At 69.0% G+C, this 16,933-nt stretch carries 15 protein-coding genes; 7 read left to right on the forward strand and 8 right to left on the reverse strand.

Features of this window, described 5'->3' with window-relative positions:
* Window positions 1-107: 107 nt before the first annotated feature.
* Both BLU81_RS18430 and BLU81_RS18435 read left to right on the forward strand, forming a co-directional pair.
* Window positions 108-1,271, forward strand: coding sequence for an acyl-CoA dehydrogenase family protein (locus tag BLU81_RS18430; RefSeq protein ID WP_092557282.1), 1,164 nt, complete (start codon window positions 108-110; stop codon window positions 1,269-1,271).
* A gap of 183 nt (window positions 1,272-1,454) precedes the next feature.
* Window positions 1,455-2,525, forward strand: a complete 1,071-nt coding sequence (locus BLU81_RS18435) for a CaiB/BaiF CoA transferase family protein (RefSeq protein ID WP_092545806.1) — start codon at window positions 1,455-1,457, stop codon at window positions 2,523-2,525.
* A 1,006-nt stretch (window positions 2,526-3,531) separates the two neighbouring features.
* Here BLU81_RS18435 and BLU81_RS18445 read toward each other — a convergent pair.
* The 6 genes from BLU81_RS18445 to BLU81_RS18470 all read right to left on the reverse strand — a co-directional run bounded on the left by BLU81_RS18445 (window position 3,532) and on the right by BLU81_RS18470 (window position 9,773).
* Window positions 3,532-4,911 carry a cellulase family glycosylhydrolase gene (locus BLU81_RS18445; protein WP_092545808.1) on the reverse strand — a complete coding sequence of 460 codons (1,380 nt, stop codon included), beginning with the start codon at window positions 4,909-4,911 and terminating at the stop codon, window positions 3,532-3,534.
* Between the two features lie 146 nt (window positions 4,912-5,057).
* Window positions 5,058-6,107, reverse strand: a complete 1,050-nt coding sequence (locus tag BLU81_RS18450; RefSeq protein ID WP_157751669.1) for a GGDEF domain-containing protein — start codon at window positions 6,105-6,107, stop codon at window positions 5,058-5,060.
* A 91-nt stretch (window positions 6,108-6,198) separates the two neighbouring features.
* Entirely contained in the window at window positions 6,199-7,257 is a 1,059-nt protein-coding gene (locus BLU81_RS18455) for a GGDEF domain-containing protein (RefSeq protein ID WP_092545810.1), read from the reverse strand.
* Window positions 7,258-7,392: 135 nt separating this feature from the next.
* Window positions 7,393-8,952, reverse strand: a complete 1,560-nt coding sequence (locus BLU81_RS18460) for a methyl-accepting chemotaxis protein (protein ID WP_092545811.1) — start codon at window positions 8,950-8,952, stop codon at window positions 7,393-7,395.
* A gap of 89 nt (window positions 8,953-9,041) precedes the next feature.
* On the reverse strand, window positions 9,042-9,392 hold the full coding sequence (locus BLU81_RS18465; RefSeq protein WP_092545812.1) for a UBP-type zinc finger domain-containing protein: 351 nt from the start codon (window positions 9,390-9,392) through the stop codon (window positions 9,042-9,044).
* Between the two features lie 12 nt (window positions 9,393-9,404).
* Window positions 9,405-9,773 carry a winged helix-turn-helix transcriptional regulator gene (locus tag BLU81_RS18470; RefSeq protein WP_231954631.1) on the reverse strand — a complete coding sequence of 123 codons (369 nt, stop codon included), beginning with the start codon at window positions 9,771-9,773 and terminating at the stop codon, window positions 9,405-9,407.
* A gap of 174 nt (window positions 9,774-9,947) precedes the next feature.
* On the opposite strand from BLU81_RS18470, the gene BLU81_RS18475 reads away from it, so the two are divergent.
* Window positions 9,948-10,802, forward strand: coding sequence for an SDR family oxidoreductase (locus BLU81_RS18475; protein ID WP_092545814.1), 855 nt, complete (start codon window positions 9,948-9,950; stop codon window positions 10,800-10,802).
* 100 nt (window positions 10,803-10,902) lie between these two features.
* Here BLU81_RS18475 and BLU81_RS18480 read toward each other — a convergent pair whose 3' ends face one another.
* Window positions 10,903-11,364: an aminoacyl-tRNA deacylase gene (locus tag BLU81_RS18480; protein WP_092545815.1), complete on the reverse strand. Its 462-nt coding sequence runs from the start codon at window positions 11,362-11,364 to the stop codon at window positions 10,903-10,905.
* Window positions 11,365-11,380: 16 nt separating this feature from the next.
* Between BLU81_RS18480 and BLU81_RS18485 the strand changes: the two genes are divergently transcribed.
* From BLU81_RS18485 to BLU81_RS18495, 3 genes are all read left to right on the forward strand, one after another.
* Complete coding sequence (locus tag BLU81_RS18485; protein ID WP_092545816.1) at window positions 11,381-11,743, forward strand: DUF427 domain-containing protein; 363 nt, start codon at window positions 11,381-11,383, stop codon at window positions 11,741-11,743.
* A 65-nt stretch (window positions 11,744-11,808) separates the two neighbouring features.
* On the forward strand, window positions 11,809-12,627 hold the full coding sequence (locus tag BLU81_RS18490; RefSeq protein WP_092545817.1) for a MerR family transcriptional regulator: 819 nt from the start codon (window positions 11,809-11,811) through the stop codon (window positions 12,625-12,627).
* Between the two features lie 3 nt (window positions 12,628-12,630).
* Window positions 12,631-13,908: an MATE family efflux transporter gene (locus BLU81_RS18495; RefSeq protein ID WP_092545818.1), complete on the forward strand. Its 1,278-nt coding sequence runs from the start codon at window positions 12,631-12,633 to the stop codon at window positions 13,906-13,908.
* Here BLU81_RS18495 and BLU81_RS18500 read toward each other — a convergent pair.
* Entirely contained in the window at window positions 13,894-14,757 is an 864-nt protein-coding gene (locus tag BLU81_RS18500; protein ID WP_092545819.1) for a P1 family peptidase, read from the reverse strand. The genes BLU81_RS18495 and BLU81_RS18500 overlap by 15 nt on opposite strands.
* Window positions 14,758-14,851: 94 nt before the next feature.
* On the opposite strand from BLU81_RS18500, the gene BLU81_RS18505 reads away from it, so the two are divergent.
* Window positions 14,852-16,918: a catalase gene (locus BLU81_RS18505; protein ID WP_092545820.1), complete on the forward strand. Its 2,067-nt coding sequence runs from the start codon at window positions 14,852-14,854 to the stop codon at window positions 16,916-16,918.
* Window positions 16,919-16,933: the final 15 nt, after the last annotated feature.

The following is a 16,933-nucleotide window of genomic DNA, read 5'->3' on the forward strand; positions in this document are numbered from 1 at the left end:
TGATGAGATGGGCAATATGTCGATGTGTTGAGCGTGATTCCCGATGGATGACGGTTATTCATATCAAGCTTATTGACACATCGCCAACAGTGTTCGATGGTGTGTCGATGCCGACGCCTGGACTGGACGGTTACGTCGAACCGTGGCGCAAGCCGGAACACGACGACCTCGCCGACCTCGCCCGCACCTTCTTCACCAAGGAGGTGCTTCCGCACGCCGCGCGCCTCGAACAACAGGGGCACCCGGACCGGGAGCACTACCGCCGGGCCGGCGAGCTGGGCCTGCTCGGGCTCTCGATCCCGGAGGACTTCGGCGGCGGGGGCGGCGACTTCACCCACGAGGCCACGCTGTTACACGAACAGACCCTGGCCGGCGAGGGTAGCCTCGGGATCGCCGTGCACAGCGGCATCGTCACCGGATACATCAACGACTACGGCACCGACGAGCAGAAGCGGCGCTGGCTGCCCGGCCTGGTCAGCGGCGAGCTGATCGGCGCGATCGGGATGACCGAACCGGACGGCGGCTCGGACGTCCAGTCGATCCGGACGAAAGCCGTCCGCGACGGCGACGACTATGTGGTCTCCGGTTCGAAGACGTTCATCACCAACGGAATCCTTGCGGACCTGTTGGTCCTGGCGGTGAAGACCGACACGTCCGCACGCGCGCACGGCATCTCCCTGCTGGTCTGCGAACTGACCGGCGACCCCGACGGTTTCCGCCGCGGCCGCAAGATCGAGAAGATCGGCTTGCACTCGAACGACACGGCCGAACTGTTCTTCGACGACTTCCGGGTGCCGGCCGCCAACCTGCTGGGCACCGAGGGCTCCGGATTCATCCAGATGATGCGACAGCTCCCCCAGGAGCGCCTGGTCATCGGGGTCGGCGCGGTCGCCGCCATGCAGCGGGCCCTGGAGCTGGCGACCGCCTACGCCAAGGAACGCACCGCTTTCGGCAAGCCGCTGATCGGTCACCAGAACACCCGGATGGTCCTGTCCGAGGTGGCGACCAGAACCCGGGTGTCGAGGGTGTTCCTGGACGACTGCATCCAACGGCACACCCGTGGTGAGCTGGACGTGTCCACCGCCGCGATGGCCAAGCTGTACCTCACCGAGGGCCAGTGCGAGGTAGTGGACCGCTGCCTGCAGATCTTCGGCGGCTACGGCTACACCACCGAGTACCCGATCTCGAAGATGTACGCGGACGCCCGAGTCCAGAAGATCTACGGCGGCACCAACGAGATCATGAAGGAGCTGATCTCCCGTGCCCTCTGACCCCCTCACCCACGACAACGCCCGCACTCACACCTATGCCCGCAGCCTCGCTCTCTTCTTCGCCCGCGGCAACGGGAGCGGAAATGAGAGCGGAAGCGAGAACGGAAGCGGACCCGGGAGCGGAAACGTCGGAGGCAAGACCAACGCGGGCAGGTGGCCGGTGCCGCAGCGAGGTGCGACCGGATGACAGCGCTCAGCGGCATCCGCGTCGTCGAACTCGCCGGCCTGGCCCCGGCCCCGTTCGGCTGCATGATCCTCGCCGATTTGGGCGCCGACGTGATCCTGGTGGACCGCCCCGGCGGCACCGGACCGGTCGGTCCCCTGCAACGCGGCCGCCGCCGGATCACTCTCGACCTGAAATCCGACGACGGCAGAGATCAGCTGCTCAGCCTGATCGCGAAGGCCGACGTCCTGGTCGAGGGCTACCGCCCCGGGGTAGCCGAACGGCTCGGCTTCGGCCCGGAGGACTGCGAAAAGATCAACCCCCGGCTGGTGTACGCCCGGATGACCGGCTGGGGCCAGGACGGCCCACTGGCGAACCGGGCCGGTCACGACATCAACTACATCGCGATCGCCGGAGCCCTGGAGCCGATCGGCCGACCCGGCGAACGCCCACACGCCCCCCTCAACCTGCTGGCCGATTTCGCCGGCGGCGGCATGCTACTGGCAGTCGGCGTACTGGCCGCTCTACTGGAACGAGCAAGTTCCGGCCGCGGTCAAGTCGTCGACACGTCAATGGTTGACGGCTCGTCAATGTTGATGACGTTCCTGCACGGCTTCTTGGCGGACGGCAAGTGGCCCGGCGGCCGAGGCGCGAACCTGCTCGACGGCGGCGCCCCGTTCTACGACACTTACGAGACCGCCGACGGCGGTTTCGTGGCGGTAGGTTCGCTGGAGCCACAGTTCTACGCGGCCCTGTTGCAGGGCCTAGGCCTGAACGACGACCCGGACCTGCCGGCCCAGTTCGATTTCGCGGCCTGGCCGGAGTTACGCCGCCGCTTCACCGAACGATTCCACCAGAAGACGCGCGCCGAATGGGAAGCGATATTCGAGGGCCGCGACGCGTGCGTGAGCCCGGTGCTGTCCCCGACCGAGGCGCCATCCCACCCTCACAACGCGGCAAGGTCAGCGTTCATCGAGGTGGACGGCGTGACACAGCCCGCACCAGCCCCACGCTTCACCCGCACCAGAAGCGAAACCCCGCCCCCCATGCGACTGGCAACCGTAGCCGAGGTCCTAACCACCTGGTCCTAGATCTTTTCCGGTACGAGCAACAAAAGCCGCCGTGACCACCACGCAAGGAGGGCCCGGGGCAAAGGCCGCGCCGCGCCAACCGGGCTTGAGCGTCGGGTCACCGCACAGAAAGCCACCGCACGCGTCGTCACGTGTCGCCATGCCACGCCACCGAACTTGAACCTGGGGTCACCGAACTTGAGCCTGGGATCACCGCACGAGGAAAGCCCCGCGCACGAGGAAAGCCCAAAGCCATCGCCGCCCCACGCCGTGAACAACGACCTTAAGCCCATGGCCGCCGCGCACCGCGTCAACACGAGTCCGGTCAGCACGATGCCCGATCAACATCGGCAGCGTCGACCCGAACCGAATCAACATGGGCCCAGTCAACATGGGCAGCGTCAACCCGAACCGCGTCAACAATGAGCCTGATCTACATCAGCAGCGTCAACGCGGATCGGGTCAACATGAGCTTGATAAACAGGGACTTGGGGATGACGCCCCGGGGCAGGTGACGTCTCCGCACATCCTGACATGGGAGCGCTCCCAGAGCAACAGTTCCGGCCGGGCGGGACGGTGGCGCCCGCCCGGCCGAAACCGCCGAATCAGACCGCAGTCACGACGGCGCCCAGAACGCGCAGGCGGACCCCGGCCGCGCGACCTTGGCCGCGCGCAACCTTGGCCGCGCGAACCCTCGCCATCCGAAAGTCGCACACCCGCAGTCGCGAGCCCGTCACAAGGCGGGCGCGAGCAGACCGCGAGCAGACCGCGAGCAGACCGCGAGCAGACCGCGAGCAGACCGCGAGCAGACCGCGAGCAGACCGCGAGCAGACCGCGAGCAGACCGCGAGCAGACCGCGAGCAGACCGCGAGCAGACCGCGAGCAGACCGCGAGCAGACCGCGAGCAGACCGCGAGCAGACCGCGAGCAGACCGCGAGCAGACCGCGAGCAGACCGCGAGCAGACCGCGAGCAGACCGCGAGCAGACCGCGAGCAGACCGCTTATTTTGGCCGGGATCGGGCGGGGATCAGGCTGCGGCGCAGGTCACCGTAGGCACCGCGTTGGTACCGGCCCAGGAACCGAGGAAGCCGAAGTTCGTGGAGGCGCCGGCTGCCAGAGCGCCGTTCCACGCCGCGTTGCGGCCCGTCACTGTGGAGCCGCTGCTGGTCACGGTGGCGCCCCAGGCATTGCTGACGGTCTGGCCGTTGGCGAACGTCCAAGTCACGGCCCAGCCGCTGATCGCCGCGCTGCCTGCGGTCACCTTGACGTCACCCTGGAATCCGCCCGGCCAGCTGCCGGTGACGGCGTAAGTAGCGGTGCAGGCCCCGACCGGCGGGTTCGACGTGCTCGGGGACGGCGAGCTGGGCGAGGGAGACGGCGAGCTGGGCGACGGCGACGCTGACGACGGGGTCGGTGAGCTGGGCTGGACGCCGCTGAAGATGGTGGCCTCCTTACTGGTGGCCTTCAGACCGTTCGGACCGTTGACGATTCGCTGGCCCCAGGTGGTGAGCGAGGTGGCGTCGAAGTTGTTGGTCATGTCCAGGATCGGGTCGGTGTTGCCGGCCCACGACCAGCCCAGGTAGCCGATTCCCCGGGCCTGCGCCTCGGCCATCAGTGTGGTGTCGTCGACCTCGCCGGAGGCGAACTGCCAGCCGAACTCGCCGATCACCAGGGGCCAGTTGTTGTTCTGGAAGACGTCCAGGTAGTTGCGGATCGACGCGGCGGTGTTGAACACGGCGTACATGTGGATGGAGAGCACCGTGTTGGCGCGGGTGTCGGCGTTCAGGACGGTCTGCGCGTTGTCTCGCATCGTGTACTGCCAATCTTGACCCCAGTTCGGGGCGTCGATCATCAGCAGGTGCTCGAAGCCGTTGGTGCGCATCTTCTGGATCGCGGCGACCGTGGCTGCCGTCCACTGGCCGGGGTTGGTGTTGCCGATCGGTTCGTTGCCGATGTTGATGACTACGTAGTTCTCCTGGCCCACGAGCACACTCTTGAGCCCGATCCAGTAGTTCACCGCCTGGTCCAGGGTGTAGGCGGCGGAGTCTTCGCCGTACCCGGTGGTGTCGTGGTTCTCCAGTACACAGATCAGCTTGTTGGCCTTGCACAGGCTGATCACGTTGGTGACGTCGGCGGCGGTGTTGGCGGTCCAGCGGCCGCCGCTGAGCACGACCCGGACGGTGTTCGCCCCGGCGGCTTTCATGTCCGCGAACGACTGGGTCTGTCCGGCGTACCAGGTGTGCATGTGGTTGATGCCGCGCATCACGAACGTCGAGCCGTTGGCCTCGACGATGTTGCGACCGCTGACGCGTAGGCCGGTGGCGGCCCAGGCGGGGTTGACGACGGTGAACACCGCGGCGGTGAGGGTGATGAGGACGGCGGCGATCGTGGCCAGTCTTCTCTTCATGACCTGCCTCTTCGGGGAGGTGGAACCGGGGGATGTGAACAGCGCGTGTCGACGCGTTCCACCCGCCCCGGGCAGTCCCCTGTGACGTCGTTACCGACGTGTTAACGAACCTACCCGCCGAAACGATTCATCGCAATGAATCGATCTCAGGCGGCCCGGCGGTCACGCTTGTCCCGGTACATCGCCGCGTCCGCCTCCGCGGTCAGCGCGTCCAGTCCGGTGCCGGTCCCGGCCGGGCGCAGCGCCGACCCGGCACTGACGCCGACAGTCACCCGGTGGCCGCCGATGTCGATCGGCTGCCTGACCGCTGAGCGGATCCGGTCGGCCACCGGGCCGATCGCCTCGGCCCGGGCATCCGGCAGCAGCACCAGGAACTCGTCGCCGCCCAGCCGCCCGACCATGCCCTCGTCGCCGAGCACCAGGGCCAGCCGGGTGCCGATCTCATGCAGCAGCACGTCCCCGGCCGCGTGCCCGTAGGTGTCGTTGACCTCCTTGAACCCGTTCAGGTCCAGCAACAACACCGCCAGCGGACGGCCGGTGCAACCGTCCGCGTAGGCGGCCAGCCGCGCCCGGTTCGGCAACCCGGTGAGCGGGTCGTGGGTGGCCTGGTGTTGCAGGGCTCGCCGGGTCTCGTTGAGTTCGGCGAACTGCCGGGCGAACGCGGACGACTGCGACCCGGCCATGATCGCGGTCATCACGTTGGTGCCGAGAACGAACGCGAGGTCCGGCGAGTCCGGTACCAGCAGCACGAACGCCACCGATGTGATCGCGAAGGTGAGCACCGCGCCGAGGAGCTGGTGCCGGATCGCGGCGATCGAGATGCTGAGCGCCAGCAACGGCCATGTGGTCTGGGTGAAGTCCCGCTCGGAGACCACCACGAACGCGATGATCGTGACCGTGTCGAACAGCACCTGTACCGCGCTGAGCAGCGAATACCAGCGTGACGCCGGTCGCCGCCGGGCCAGTACGGCCAGCACGTTCGCCGCGGCGATCAGCCCGAGGGCGAGCCAGGACGCGATCATCATGTCGTTGCTGAGCTGGGCGGGCGCCAGGTCGGTCACACCGCTCATGTAGACGGCGGTCAGCACGAACCCGACGGAACGTGACGCCATCCCGGCCGTCTCCACCGCCCGCCGCCGCGACCGCAGCGAGTCGTCGACCGGCGGCGCGGTCCGCCTGCCGGTCACCTTGCGCATGGCCCTCTGATCGGCAGCAAACCAGGCAGGCATGAGGAGCCGAGTCGGCAGACATGAGGAAGTCGAACCAGGCAGGGCAGGCACGAGGGAGTCAGGCCACGGTTCGGCCGCGCTTCTCCCGGTACATGGCGGCGTCCGCCTCGGCCGTCAGCGCGTCCAGGCGAGTGTCTTCACCGGCCGCCCGCATCGCCACACCGGCGCTGATCCCGACCCGGACCGTGCGGCCGTCACCGAGAGCGACCGGTTGCCGGACATGGTCCCGGATCCGGGTCACCGTCCGGGCCACCACCGCGGTGTCCGCCTCCGGCAGCAGGACCAGGAACTCGTCCCCGCCCAACCGCCCGACCAGACCTTCGTCGCCGAGCGCCCCCGCCAGCCGGGCCCCGATCTCGTGCAGCAGCACATCCCCGGCCGCATGCCCGTACGTGTCGTTGACCTCTTTGAACCCGTTCAGGTCCAGCAACAACACCGCCAGCGGACGGCCGGCGCAGGCGTCCGCGTAGCCGGCCAGCCGCGCCCGGTTCGGCAACCCGGTCATCGGATCATGGGTGGCCTGGTGCTGCAGCTCCCGCCGGATCTCGTTGAGTTCGGTCAGGTGATGGTCCAGCGACGACGACTGTGCCCCGGTGATCACCGCGATCAGAAGACCGACACCCAGGACAAAAGACGATTCGCTGGTGTACGGCGTGAAATACGTGAAGCCGGCCGAGGTCGCCGCGAAGACCAGCAGCGCGCCGGGCAACCGGTGCCGCAGGGCCGCCACCGCGATCGCCAGGGACAGCAACGGCCAGGTGGTGGTGCCACTGTCGAGCGTCGAGATCACCACGATGCCGAGGATCGTCGTGGTGTCGAGGACGACCTGTCCGGCGCTGAGGGGCGTGTACCAGGGTGACGCCGGACGGCGCCGGCTGACGAAGGCGAACACGTTAGCCAACGCCATCAGCACGACGCCCGCCCAACAGGCGAGCCGCATGTGGTCACTGTTCATCACCGTCGACACCGATCCGGCGCCGATCCCGGCCGCGGCCAGCGCGGTGGAGACGATCCCGAGACCGCGCGACACCAGGGCCGCGGTCTCGATGGTGCGCCGCCGTTTGAGCAGGGCGCCATCGTCCACGGACACCGGCGAGCGGCGGAGCAGCTTACGCATGAGCCTTCCATCGGCCACGCCGCACCGGTCCTGAGCTGATCACGGAAACGGGGCCGGTCAGTGACGACCGGCCGCTGATCACGGAAACGGGGCCGGTCAGTGGCGACCGGCCCCGTACCAGAAGAGGAATGTGCTTTAGAACTTGAACGCGCCGACCAGGTTGCGCAGTTCCTCGGCGGTCCGTGACACCTCGTTGCTGGCCTCGCGGGTCTGGTTGACACCGCCGACGGTGGCGGCGCTGGCCGCCGAGACGTCACTGATGTTGGTGGCGATGCGCTGTGAACCGGCGGCCACCTCGGCGATGCTGCGGCTCATCTCGCCGGTGGTGGCGGTCTGCTCCTCGACTGCCGAGGCGATGGTCGTCTGGAAGTCGTTGATCTGGGCGATCACCTCGGAGATCCGGTTGATCACATCGACCGCGCCGCCGGTGTCCTGCTGGATGGCGGTGACCCGGCTGCCGATGTCCTCGGTGGCGCGGGCGGTCTCCTGGGCCAGGTCCTTGACCTCGGAGGCGACCACCGCGAAGCCCTTGCCGGCGTCCCCGGCACGAGCGGCTTCGATGGTGGCGTTCAGGGCGAGCAGGTTGGTCTGTTCGGCGATCGAGGTGATCAGCTTGATCACGTTGCCGATCTCGGCGGACGACTCGCCGAGCTTGCGGATGGTCTCGGTGGCGCTGGCGGCCTCGGACACCGCGATCGAGGCGACCTGTGCGGCGTCGGCGGCGTTGCGGGAGATCTCCCGGATCGACAGGCCCATCTCCTCCGAGCCGGCCGCGACGGTCTGCACGTTGCGGGAGATCTCGTCGGCCTCGGTCGAGGCGGAGCTGCTCTGCCGGTCGGTGTTGTCGACGGCCGAGGCGATCTCACCGGAGACGGCGGCCAGCTCGGTCGAGGCGGCGGCGAGGGTGTCGGCGTCGTGGGCGATGGTCCGCATCGAGTCGCGCATCTTGTCCAGCGACCGGTCCAGGCCGGCCGCCATCACGCCCAGCTCGTCCTGGCTGGTGATCTCGCTGCGGATGGTGAGGTCACCCTTGTCCAGGGCGCCGATCACGGTGGCGAGTTGCCGGATCGGGCCGAGGATCGACCGGACCAGCGGGATCGCCATGCCGATCAGCAGGGCCAGGCCGAGCCCGGCGACGATGAGCGCCCACATCCGGGTGCTGGAGATGGCCGTGTCCATCTCGGCCTTCTGCTGGTCGATGCCGGCCTGCACCTTCTCGGTGAGGACGTCCAGCTCGCCGTCGGTCTTGTCGTTCTGCTCGGGGATCTGGTCGATGTCGTCGAGAACCGACTTCGGGTTCGCCACGCCGTTGGTGACGAACGTCGTGATGAAGGCGTTGAAGGAGTTGAAGTCGGCGCGGTACCCCTGGAACTCGGTGATCAGCGCGCTGGGCATCCCGCAGGACTCCACCGCGTCGCCGGCCTCGACCGCGGACTGCACGTCGTCGACCACGTCCTGGCTGACGTCCTGGCCGAGGGCGGACCGGTAGGCGTCCACCTTCAGTTCGCTCTGCCGGTTGTTGAGGTGATTCAGGGCCGCGAGGCAGGCCTCCAGCTTGCGGACGTCCTCGGCCTGTGTACTCAGCGTGGCCTGGCTGGTCAGGGCGATCGCCGCCAGTGCGCCGAGCGCGACAGCGCCGCCCACGACGATCGCCGCCAGCCGCTTGGCGATACCGATGTTCTGTAACGCGCCCATCCGCCCCCCTCAAAAATCCGACGTACGGTCCATCGGACGTGACGGCCCTCACCTGAGGGAACCCGCTTAAAGGGCACATGACGGATATTTCAGCGATTGAGGTGACGCGTCCAATCCGACGGTACCGCGCCTGCGGGGCCCGGCGCGGGCTGCTCGGCCGGATGGCTGGCCGGCGGCGCGAGCACCGGCCCGGAACCGGCCGTTTCGCTGCGGAAATCCCAGAACCAGTCCTCACCCGGCTCGAACGACTGGATCACCGGATGCCCGGTCGCCTTCCAGTGCGCGGTGGCATGCTGCGACGGCGAACTGTCGCAGCAGCCCACCTGACCGCACTCGGCGCACCGGCGCAGATGGAACCACCAGCCGCCGGCGGCGAGGCACTCGGCACACCCGGTGCCGGAGGGCGGGACATCGGTCCGGATCGGAGCTTCATCAGTCACCCCGGAAAACTATCAATGCGAGCGGTCGTACGCCGCACGCGCCGCCTGTGCGGCCGGGACCTCACTCTCGACCAGCTCGATCAGCTCGACGAGTTTGGCGGCGGCCCGCGCGCCGAAGTCGGTGAGGCTGTACTCCACCCGGGGCGGGATGGTTGCCTGCACCTCGCGCCGGACCAGACCGTCGCGCTCGAGCGCCTGCAACGTCTGGGCCAGCATCTTCTCGCTCACCCCGTCGACCCGGCGGCGCAGGGCGTTGAATCGGTAGGACCCCTCGTGCAGCGCGGCCAGCGCCAGCCCGCCCCACCGGCCGGTGACGTTGGCCAGCACGTCACGGGAGGCACAGTCACGTGCGAACACGCTGGGGATCAGGTCGTCGTCCACACCGTCGACAATACCAGCGCCTTCGAAAAGTTTGCACTTTCAAAAAGTTAGTGCCATTGTTCTGGACATCGCCACCGAGCTGGTAAGAACCGAGTCGAGCCGGGAAGAACCGGGTCGATCCTGGGAACCACCGAGCCGGGCCGGGGAAGCCGAGCTGGAAACTGAGGAGTCACCATGACCATCGCCGTCACCGGAGCCACCGGACACCTGGGCGCTCTCGTCGTCGAGGCGCTGATCGCCCGCGGCACCGCCCCGAGCGACATCGTCGCCGCGGTCCGGGACACCACGAAGGCCGCCGGCCTGGCCGCCCGGGGTGTCCAGGTGCGCGAGGCCGACTACGAGCGACCCGAGACCCTGGCCACCGCGTTCGCCGGGGTCGACAAGCTGCTGCTGATCTCCGGCAACGCGGTCGGCCAGCGGGTGCCCCAGCACACCGCCGTGATCGAGGCCGCCAAGACCGCCGGCGTGGGCTTCCTGGCGTACACCAGCATCCTGCGCGCCGACACCAGCCCGCTCGGCCTCGCCCCCGAGCACCTCGCCACCGAGAAGCTGATCGAGGCGTCCGGCATCGAGTTCGCCCTGCTCCGCAACGGGTGGTACATCGAGAACTACGCCGGTTCGTTCGGCCCCGCGATCGCCCAGGGCACCCTGTACGGCAGCGCCGCCGACGGCAGGATCGCCGCCGCCACCCGGGCCGACTTCGCCGAGGCGGCCGCCGCCGTGCTGATCAGCGGCGAGACCGGTGTCTTCGAGCTGGCCGGTGACCAGCCGTTCACCCTGGCCGAGCTGGCCGCCGAGGTGGCGAAGCAGTCCGGCTCGCCGGTCGCCTACCAGGACCTGCCGGTCGCCGACTACGCGGCCGCGCTCGTCGGCGCCGGCCTGCCGGAGGGCTTCGCGGGCCTGCTCGCGGACACCGACACCAAGATCCGCGACGGCCACCTGGACGACTCGACCGGCACCCTCGCCCGCCTGATCGGCCGCCCGACCACCCCGCTGGCCGACGCGGTAACCGCCGCCCTCAAGAACTGAAACGCCGCTCTCAAGAACTGACGCCTCACCGAAGAGGGCCCGAGAGCCAACCCGCGTGGTGAGTTGGGGTGCGAATCGCACCCCAACTCACCACGCGGGTTCAGGGGGTCAGGTCGGTGACGTCGGCGAACGTGCCGCCCAGGCACTCCACGGCGGCGTCGGCGGCGACCCGCAGCGCCACCCCGTGCTCGCCCGCCCCCAGGCTGACGGTCCGGCCGCGCAAGGTCGCGTCGGCGATCACCGGCCACGCCCGCAGCGAACCGAACGGCGTGATGGTGCCCCGCTCGTACCCGGTGGCCCCCTTGGCGGTCGCCGCGTCCGGCATCGACAGCCGGTTCACCCCGAGCAGGGTGCGTAGCTTGGGCCAGGAGACGGCCCGGTCCCCGGGGACGAGCACGAACAGAAAGTCCCCGTCGGCCCGGCGCACGACGAGCGTCTTGACCAGGTCACGGATCTCCATCCCACGGGCGGCCGCGGCCTCGGCGGCACTGTTCACCGGCCCGTGCCGGATCACGTCGTACTCGATCCCGGTGGCCTTCACGGCCTCGACGGCGCTCGACATGGGTAGTCTCCTCGATATGTCCAAGCCTCGTCTGCATCCAGGCCCGGAACATCCGATCACGATCACCCCGACCGGTAAAAGGGTGACCATCACCGTCGGCGGGACGGTGATCGCCGACACTCCGAACGCGCTGACGCTGCAGGAGTCGAACTACCCACCGGTGCAGTACGTGCCGCTCGGTGATGTCGACCCGGCGGTGCTGACCCCGAGCGACAAGCAGACGTACTGCCCGTACAAGGGCGACGCGAGCTACTGGTCACTTCCGGACGCGGCGGATGCCGTGTGGGGCTATCCGGACCCGTACGACGCGGTCTCGGAGATCAAAGGTTTTGTCGCCTTCTATCCGGACCAGGTCGAACTGGTGATCGACGAACGCTGACGGCCGGTCCGCGGAAACAAGTGGTTGACTCTGACACGGTGTCAGGGCGTTGAGTCGGAGCCGACATGTTCACCATCGGAGACTTCGCCCGCCATGGCCGCGTTTCGGTCCGGATGCTGCGTCACTACGACGCGACCGGACTGCTGCGGCCCGCCCACGTCGACCCGGCCACCGGTTACCGGCATTACACCGCCGGTCAGCTGGCCCGGCTCAACCGGATCATCGCCCTGAAAGACCTCGGTTTCACGCTGCAGAAGGTGCACGACATCGTCGACGGCAGCCTGAGCACCGAGGAGTTGCGGGGCATGCTCCGGCTGCGCCGGGCCGAACTGGAGGCGGCGATGACCGCGGCGGCCGCCCGGCTGACGCAGGTGGAGGCGCGGCTCCGAGCCATCGAGAGTGAGGGCCACATGCCCACCAACGACGTCGTCGTCGTCAAGAACGTCCCGTCGCTCCGGGTCGCCGAGCTGACCGCGGTCGCCGCGAGCTACCAGCCGGAGGACATCAGCCCGGTGATCAGCCCGCTCTACGCTCAGCTGTTCGAGCGGCTGGAGGCGGCCGGGGTGCACCCGTCCGGTCCCGGGGTCGCCTATTACGAGGACACGGTGGACGGCGGCATCACCGTCCATGCCGCGATCCAGGTCGCCGGTGGCCCGGAGACCACCGACTTCTCGGTACGTGATCTCGCCCCGATCGCGCAGGCGGCCACGATCGTGCACCACGGGTCGATGGACTCGGTGGTCCCGACCGCGCAGACCCTGGCCCAGTGGATCGACGCGAACGGTTACCGCGCCGACGGCTACGCCCGCGAGATCAACCTGGAGTGCCCGGAGAACCGCGACGACTGGGTGACCGAACTCCAGGTCCCGATCACCAAGCTCTGACGCGTGCCGTCCCTGGTCGCTCCCGCGGTCCGGTTCTCCGCTTCGATTCTCGTGGGGCTGCTGGCCGGTCTGGTCCTGCATCTGTTCACGCTGGCGTTCCTCGGCCGGCTGGGTGGTGACGCGCTCTATGTGCGGGCGATCTTCACCCCGGTCGGGTTCCTGATCCTGGCGGTCACCGAGGGTCTGGTGGTCGCGGCGCAGGTGTCGGCGGGGATAGCCACCCGCTCCGGTCGGCACGACGTGCTCCGGCCACTGCCGACGTTCCTGGTGCTGGGTGGCGGGGTGCTGCTGCTGATCGCCGGGGTGTTCGCGGCGTCCGCGGGCCCGATCATGGACGCGCTGCGGGTGCGCCCCGCGCAGCGGCCGGAGGTGCTGGCGTTCGTGGTGACGATGTGCCTGGCCACGATCGTGAGCCTGGTGCCGTACGGCGGTGCCGCACTACTGCGGGGCACCGGGCGGACCGGCAGGTCATCGGCTCTGGCGGTCGGATTCACGGTGCTGTCGATGGCGACGATGGTGGCGCTGGGCGCCGGGACCGGACTCGGGGTGCTCGCGGTGCCCGCCGCCACGCTGATCGCCGGTGTGGTCGCGGGTGCCGTGACACGAGGGCTGCTGCGCGGGCACACCGCCGGCGGGCCCTGGTTCCAGCGGGACGCGGCGGTCCTGCTGTGGGCTCTCGGCGCTCCGGTGGCGGTGACGTTTCTGCTGCTGTCGACGGTGAACTTCGGTTTCCTGTGGGTGTTGCGCAACGCCACTTCGGCCGACGTCGCCGGATTCAACCTGGGGCAGGGGGCGAACACCTTCTTCATGGTGGTGGCGCTGGCGGTCGGCTCGGGTGCGGCCGTCGCGGCGAACCTGCGGCCCGGTCCGGTCCGGCAGCCGATCGAGGTGTCCGGCCTGAGCGCGGCGGTGCGGATCGCCCTTCCGGCGTACGCCGTGATCAGTGTCCTGATCTTCCTGGTCCGGGACCCGGTGAGCCGGATCCTCACCTCGGATCCGGAGGTCGCGCGGACGACGGCCGAATATTTGATGTGGATCGGCCCGACGTTCGTGGTCTTCGGCGGGACCCTGGCCGTGCTGACCTATCTCGAACAGGTGGGTCATGCCCGGACGGCTCTGCTGCTCAACGCCGTCTACTTCGCGGTGCTGCTGGTGATCGCCCTGCTGTTGCCGCAGCCGGTCACCAGTCTCACCCTGACGAAACTGCTGGCGGCCGGCAACGCCCTCGGGTTCCTGACATGCTGGCTGAGCGCCCGGTACCTGCTGTCACGCCCCAGCTGACGGTGTGACGGCTGAGCGGATGGCGGTGGCCATCACCTCAGCGGTGACCGCGCGCAGCAGGTCCAGGTCGGCGCCGGGGACCTCGCCGGTGGCGAGTGCGACCACGGCGTCGCCGTCGTAGCGGGAGTGGGCCGGGTGCAGGGCCCGGGCGAAACCGGTGTGGCCGCTCTGGGCCAGCAGGTGGCAGTCGAGTTTGCTGAGCTCGGCGTCGGTGAGAACCACGGCGATGGTGGTGTTCTCGACGCCGAGTCGCACGGCCGGGTCGGTCACCGGGGCGCCGCCGAAGACCGGGCGGCCGTCGGTGCCGATCACGTCGCCCCAGGCGTTGACCACGACGATCACCTCCACCCGGGCGGCGCCGGCCCGGCCCGCGGCGTGACCCAGACCGCCGGGGGACGTCTCGGGGCGCCATCTTCCGCTGCGGGCTCCGGTGCCTGCTCCGACCGTACCCACGCGAAAGGGTTTGCCGGTGAGCGCCGCCAGCGCCGCCGCGCGTCCCTCATCCGGGCCCGGCGGCCGCGTCGCGATCGACGCGTCGAAGACGGACATGCCGACGACGATCGGCACCGGGCCGAACGGGGTCGGATAGCCCCGGCCCTGTTCGGCCAGCAGCCGCAGCACCCCGTCGCCGGCGGCCAGGCCGAACGCCGAGCCGCCGGAGAGCACCACGGCGTCGACCCGGTCGACCAGGCGGCCCGGTTCGAGCAGGGCGAAGTCGCGGGTCGCCGGGGCGCCGCCGCGGACTTCACCGGAGGCCACCGTGCCGGGTGGCGGGAGGATCACGGTGACGCCGGTGCCGTCGCCGGTCCAGTGACCTCCGAAGGCCGACATCAGCTGCGGGGTGATCATGGAGCAAACGTACCCGTGACCCACGTTCTGACCGGAGTTGTCGGGGTAAGCGTTCTAGTAAGCCCTTCAAAATTCACAGAACGGATTAATATTCATGAAACCGACTGTTCCTGGCCCGGCGGCGAAGGAACCCGCCGAGACCAGCCCGGTCGCGGAGTCCCTGGCGACTGCCCGGGGACTGCAGAGCGGACCGGATCTGACCACCTCGCAGGGTGTGCGCCTGCCGGACACCGACCACTCCCTCAAGGCCGGTCCCCGCGGGCCGACGTTGCTGGAGGACTTCCACCTGCGGGAGAAGATCACTCACTTCGACCACGAACGGATCCCGGAGCGGGTGGTCCACGCCCGGGGTGCCGGCGCCTACGGGACGTTCACCGCGTACGGGAGCGCCGCCTCCGTGACCAGCGCCGGTTTCCTCGCCGAGAAGGGCCGGGAGACCGAGGTGTTCGCCCGGTTCTCCACAGTGCTCGGCTCACGCGGGTCGGCCGACACGGTCCGTGACGTGCGCGGCTTCGCCGTGAAGTTCTACACCGCCGAAGGCAACTTCGACCTGGTCGGCAACAACATGCCGGTCTTCTTCATTCAGGACGCGATCAAGTTCCCGGACCTGATCCACGCCGCCAAATGGCATCCGGACCGGGAGATCCCGCAGGCGCAGACCGCGCACGACACGTTCTGGGACTTCGTGTCCCTGCACACCGAGGCCACCCACATGGTTTTGTGGGCGATGTCCGACCGGGGCATTCCCCGCTCGTACCGGACGATGGAGGGTTTCGGCGTCCACACGTTCCGTCTCGTCAATGTTGACGGGACGAGTTCACTCGTCAAGTTCCACTGGAAGCCGGTCGCCGGGGTGCACTCACTGGCCTGGGAGGAGGCCCAGCTGACCGCCGGATTCGACCCCGACTTCCACCGCCGGGACCTCGCCGACTCGATCGACGCGGGACTGTTCTTCGAATACGAACTCGGCATCCAGGTCCTGCCGGACACCGACGACGAGACGTTCGAGGGCATCGACCTGCTCGACCCGACGAAACTCGTACCGGAGGAGCTGGCACCGGTCCAGCCGGTCGGGAAGCTGACGCTGAACCGGAACCCGGACAACTTCCACGCCGAGACCGAGCAGATCGCCTTCCACATCGGCAACCTGGTCCCCGGCATCGAGGTCACCAACGATCCGCTGCTGCAGGGCCGGCTCTTCTCCTACCTGGACACCCAGCTCAGCCGCCTGGGCGGGCCGAACTTCACCCAGCTGCCGGTCAACCGCGCGCACGCCCCGGTCAACGACAACCTCCGCGACGGCATCCACCAGAGCGTCGTGCATCAGGGCATCGCCCCCTACCTGCCGAACAGTCTCGCCGGTGCGGACGGCCCGGTCCCGGCCGGAGCGCAGTCGGCCGAGGCCAGGCCGGGCGGCGAGGCCGGCGGCGGCTACGTCAACCTGCCGGAACCCGTGGACGGCCCCAAGATCCGGGCGAACCCGGTGTCGTTCTCCGACCACTACTCGCAGGCGGCGCTCTTCTACGCGAGTCTCAGCCCGATCGAACAGGGTCACGTCGCCGAGGCGATCACCTTCGAGCTGAGCAAGCTCTACGAGCAGCCGATCCGCGAACGGGTGCTGGAGGTCCTGGCGAACGTGGACACCGAGCTGACCGAGCAGGTCGCGGCCGGACTGGGGCTGCCGGCCCCCGTCGGGAAGCCGCCGGCCGAGGTCACGCCGTCACCCGCCCTGGCCCAGATCGACGGCCGGACATGGCCGGTCGCGGGTCGGATCGTCGGTGTGATCGGCACCGCTGACACCGACGTCTCGACTCTTCAGCGGGACCTGAAAACCCACGGCGTGGTGGTACGCCTGATCGCGCCGACCGGGGGTGACGGGGTGGAACGCACCTTCCAGACCGCACGATCCGTCGAGTTCGACACCGTCCTGGTCACGTCGGCCACCACTGACCCGCGGGTGGCGGTCCTGCTGCAGGAGGCCTACCGGCATGCCAAGCCGATCGGCGTCTCCGGCGACGGCGTGCGCACGCTGACCGCGGCCGGCATCGACGCCACCGCCCCGGGCATCCTGCCCGACCCGGGCGCCGACCAGATCGTCACGGCGCTGGCCGCCCACCGGGTCTGGGACCGGGTACCGCTGCTGAAGCCGCCCGTCTCCTGAGGTTCGGCCGCCTTC

It is taken from the genome of Actinoplanes derwentensis, assembly GCF_900104725.1.
Taxonomy (GTDB): Bacteria; Actinomycetota; Actinomycetes; order Mycobacteriales; family Micromonosporaceae; genus Actinoplanes; species Actinoplanes derwentensis.

What these genes read in the sequence shown, in the direction of transcription:
- BLU81_RS18455 (WP_092545810.1), bottom strand. Translation starts at nt 7,257, where the DNA reads ATGCGTAAGCTGCTCCGCCGCTCGCCGGTGTCCGTGGACGATGGCGCC.
- BLU81_RS18445 (WP_092545808.1), bottom strand. Translation starts at nt 4,911, where the DNA reads ATGAAGAGAAGACTGGCCACGATCGCCGCCGTCCTCATCACCCTCACC.
- BLU81_RS18430 (WP_092557282.1), top strand. Translation starts at nt 108, where the DNA reads ATGCCGACGCCTGGACTGGACGGTTACGTCGAACCGTGGCGCAAGCCG.
- BLU81_RS18480 (WP_092545815.1), bottom strand. Translation starts at nt 11,364, where the DNA reads ATGTCGAGCGCCGTCGAGGCCGTGAAGGCCACCGGGATCGAGTACGAC.
- BLU81_RS18485 (WP_092545816.1), top strand. Translation starts at nt 11,381, where the DNA reads ATGTCCAAGCCTCGTCTGCATCCAGGCCCGGAACATCCGATCACGATC.
- BLU81_RS18435 (WP_092545806.1), top strand. Translation starts at nt 1,455, where the DNA reads ATGACAGCGCTCAGCGGCATCCGCGTCGTCGAACTCGCCGGCCTGGCC.
- BLU81_RS18460 (WP_092545811.1), bottom strand. Translation starts at nt 8,952, where the DNA reads ATGGGCGCGTTACAGAACATCGGTATCGCCAAGCGGCTGGCGGCGATC.
- BLU81_RS18505 (WP_092545820.1), top strand. Translation starts at nt 14,852, where the DNA reads ATGAAACCGACTGTTCCTGGCCCGGCGGCGAAGGAACCCGCCGAGACC.
- BLU81_RS18500 (WP_092545819.1), bottom strand. Translation starts at nt 14,757, where the DNA reads ATGATCACCCCGCAGCTGATGTCGGCCTTCGGAGGTCACTGGACCGGC.
- BLU81_RS18490 (WP_092545817.1), top strand. Translation starts at nt 11,809, where the DNA reads ATGTTCACCATCGGAGACTTCGCCCGCCATGGCCGCGTTTCGGTCCGG.
- BLU81_RS18475 (WP_092545814.1), top strand. Translation starts at nt 9,948, where the DNA reads ATGACCATCGCCGTCACCGGAGCCACCGGACACCTGGGCGCTCTCGTC.
- BLU81_RS18450 (WP_157751669.1), bottom strand. Translation starts at nt 6,107, where the DNA reads ATGCGCAAGGTGACCGGCAGGCGGACCGCGCCGCCGGTCGACGACTCG.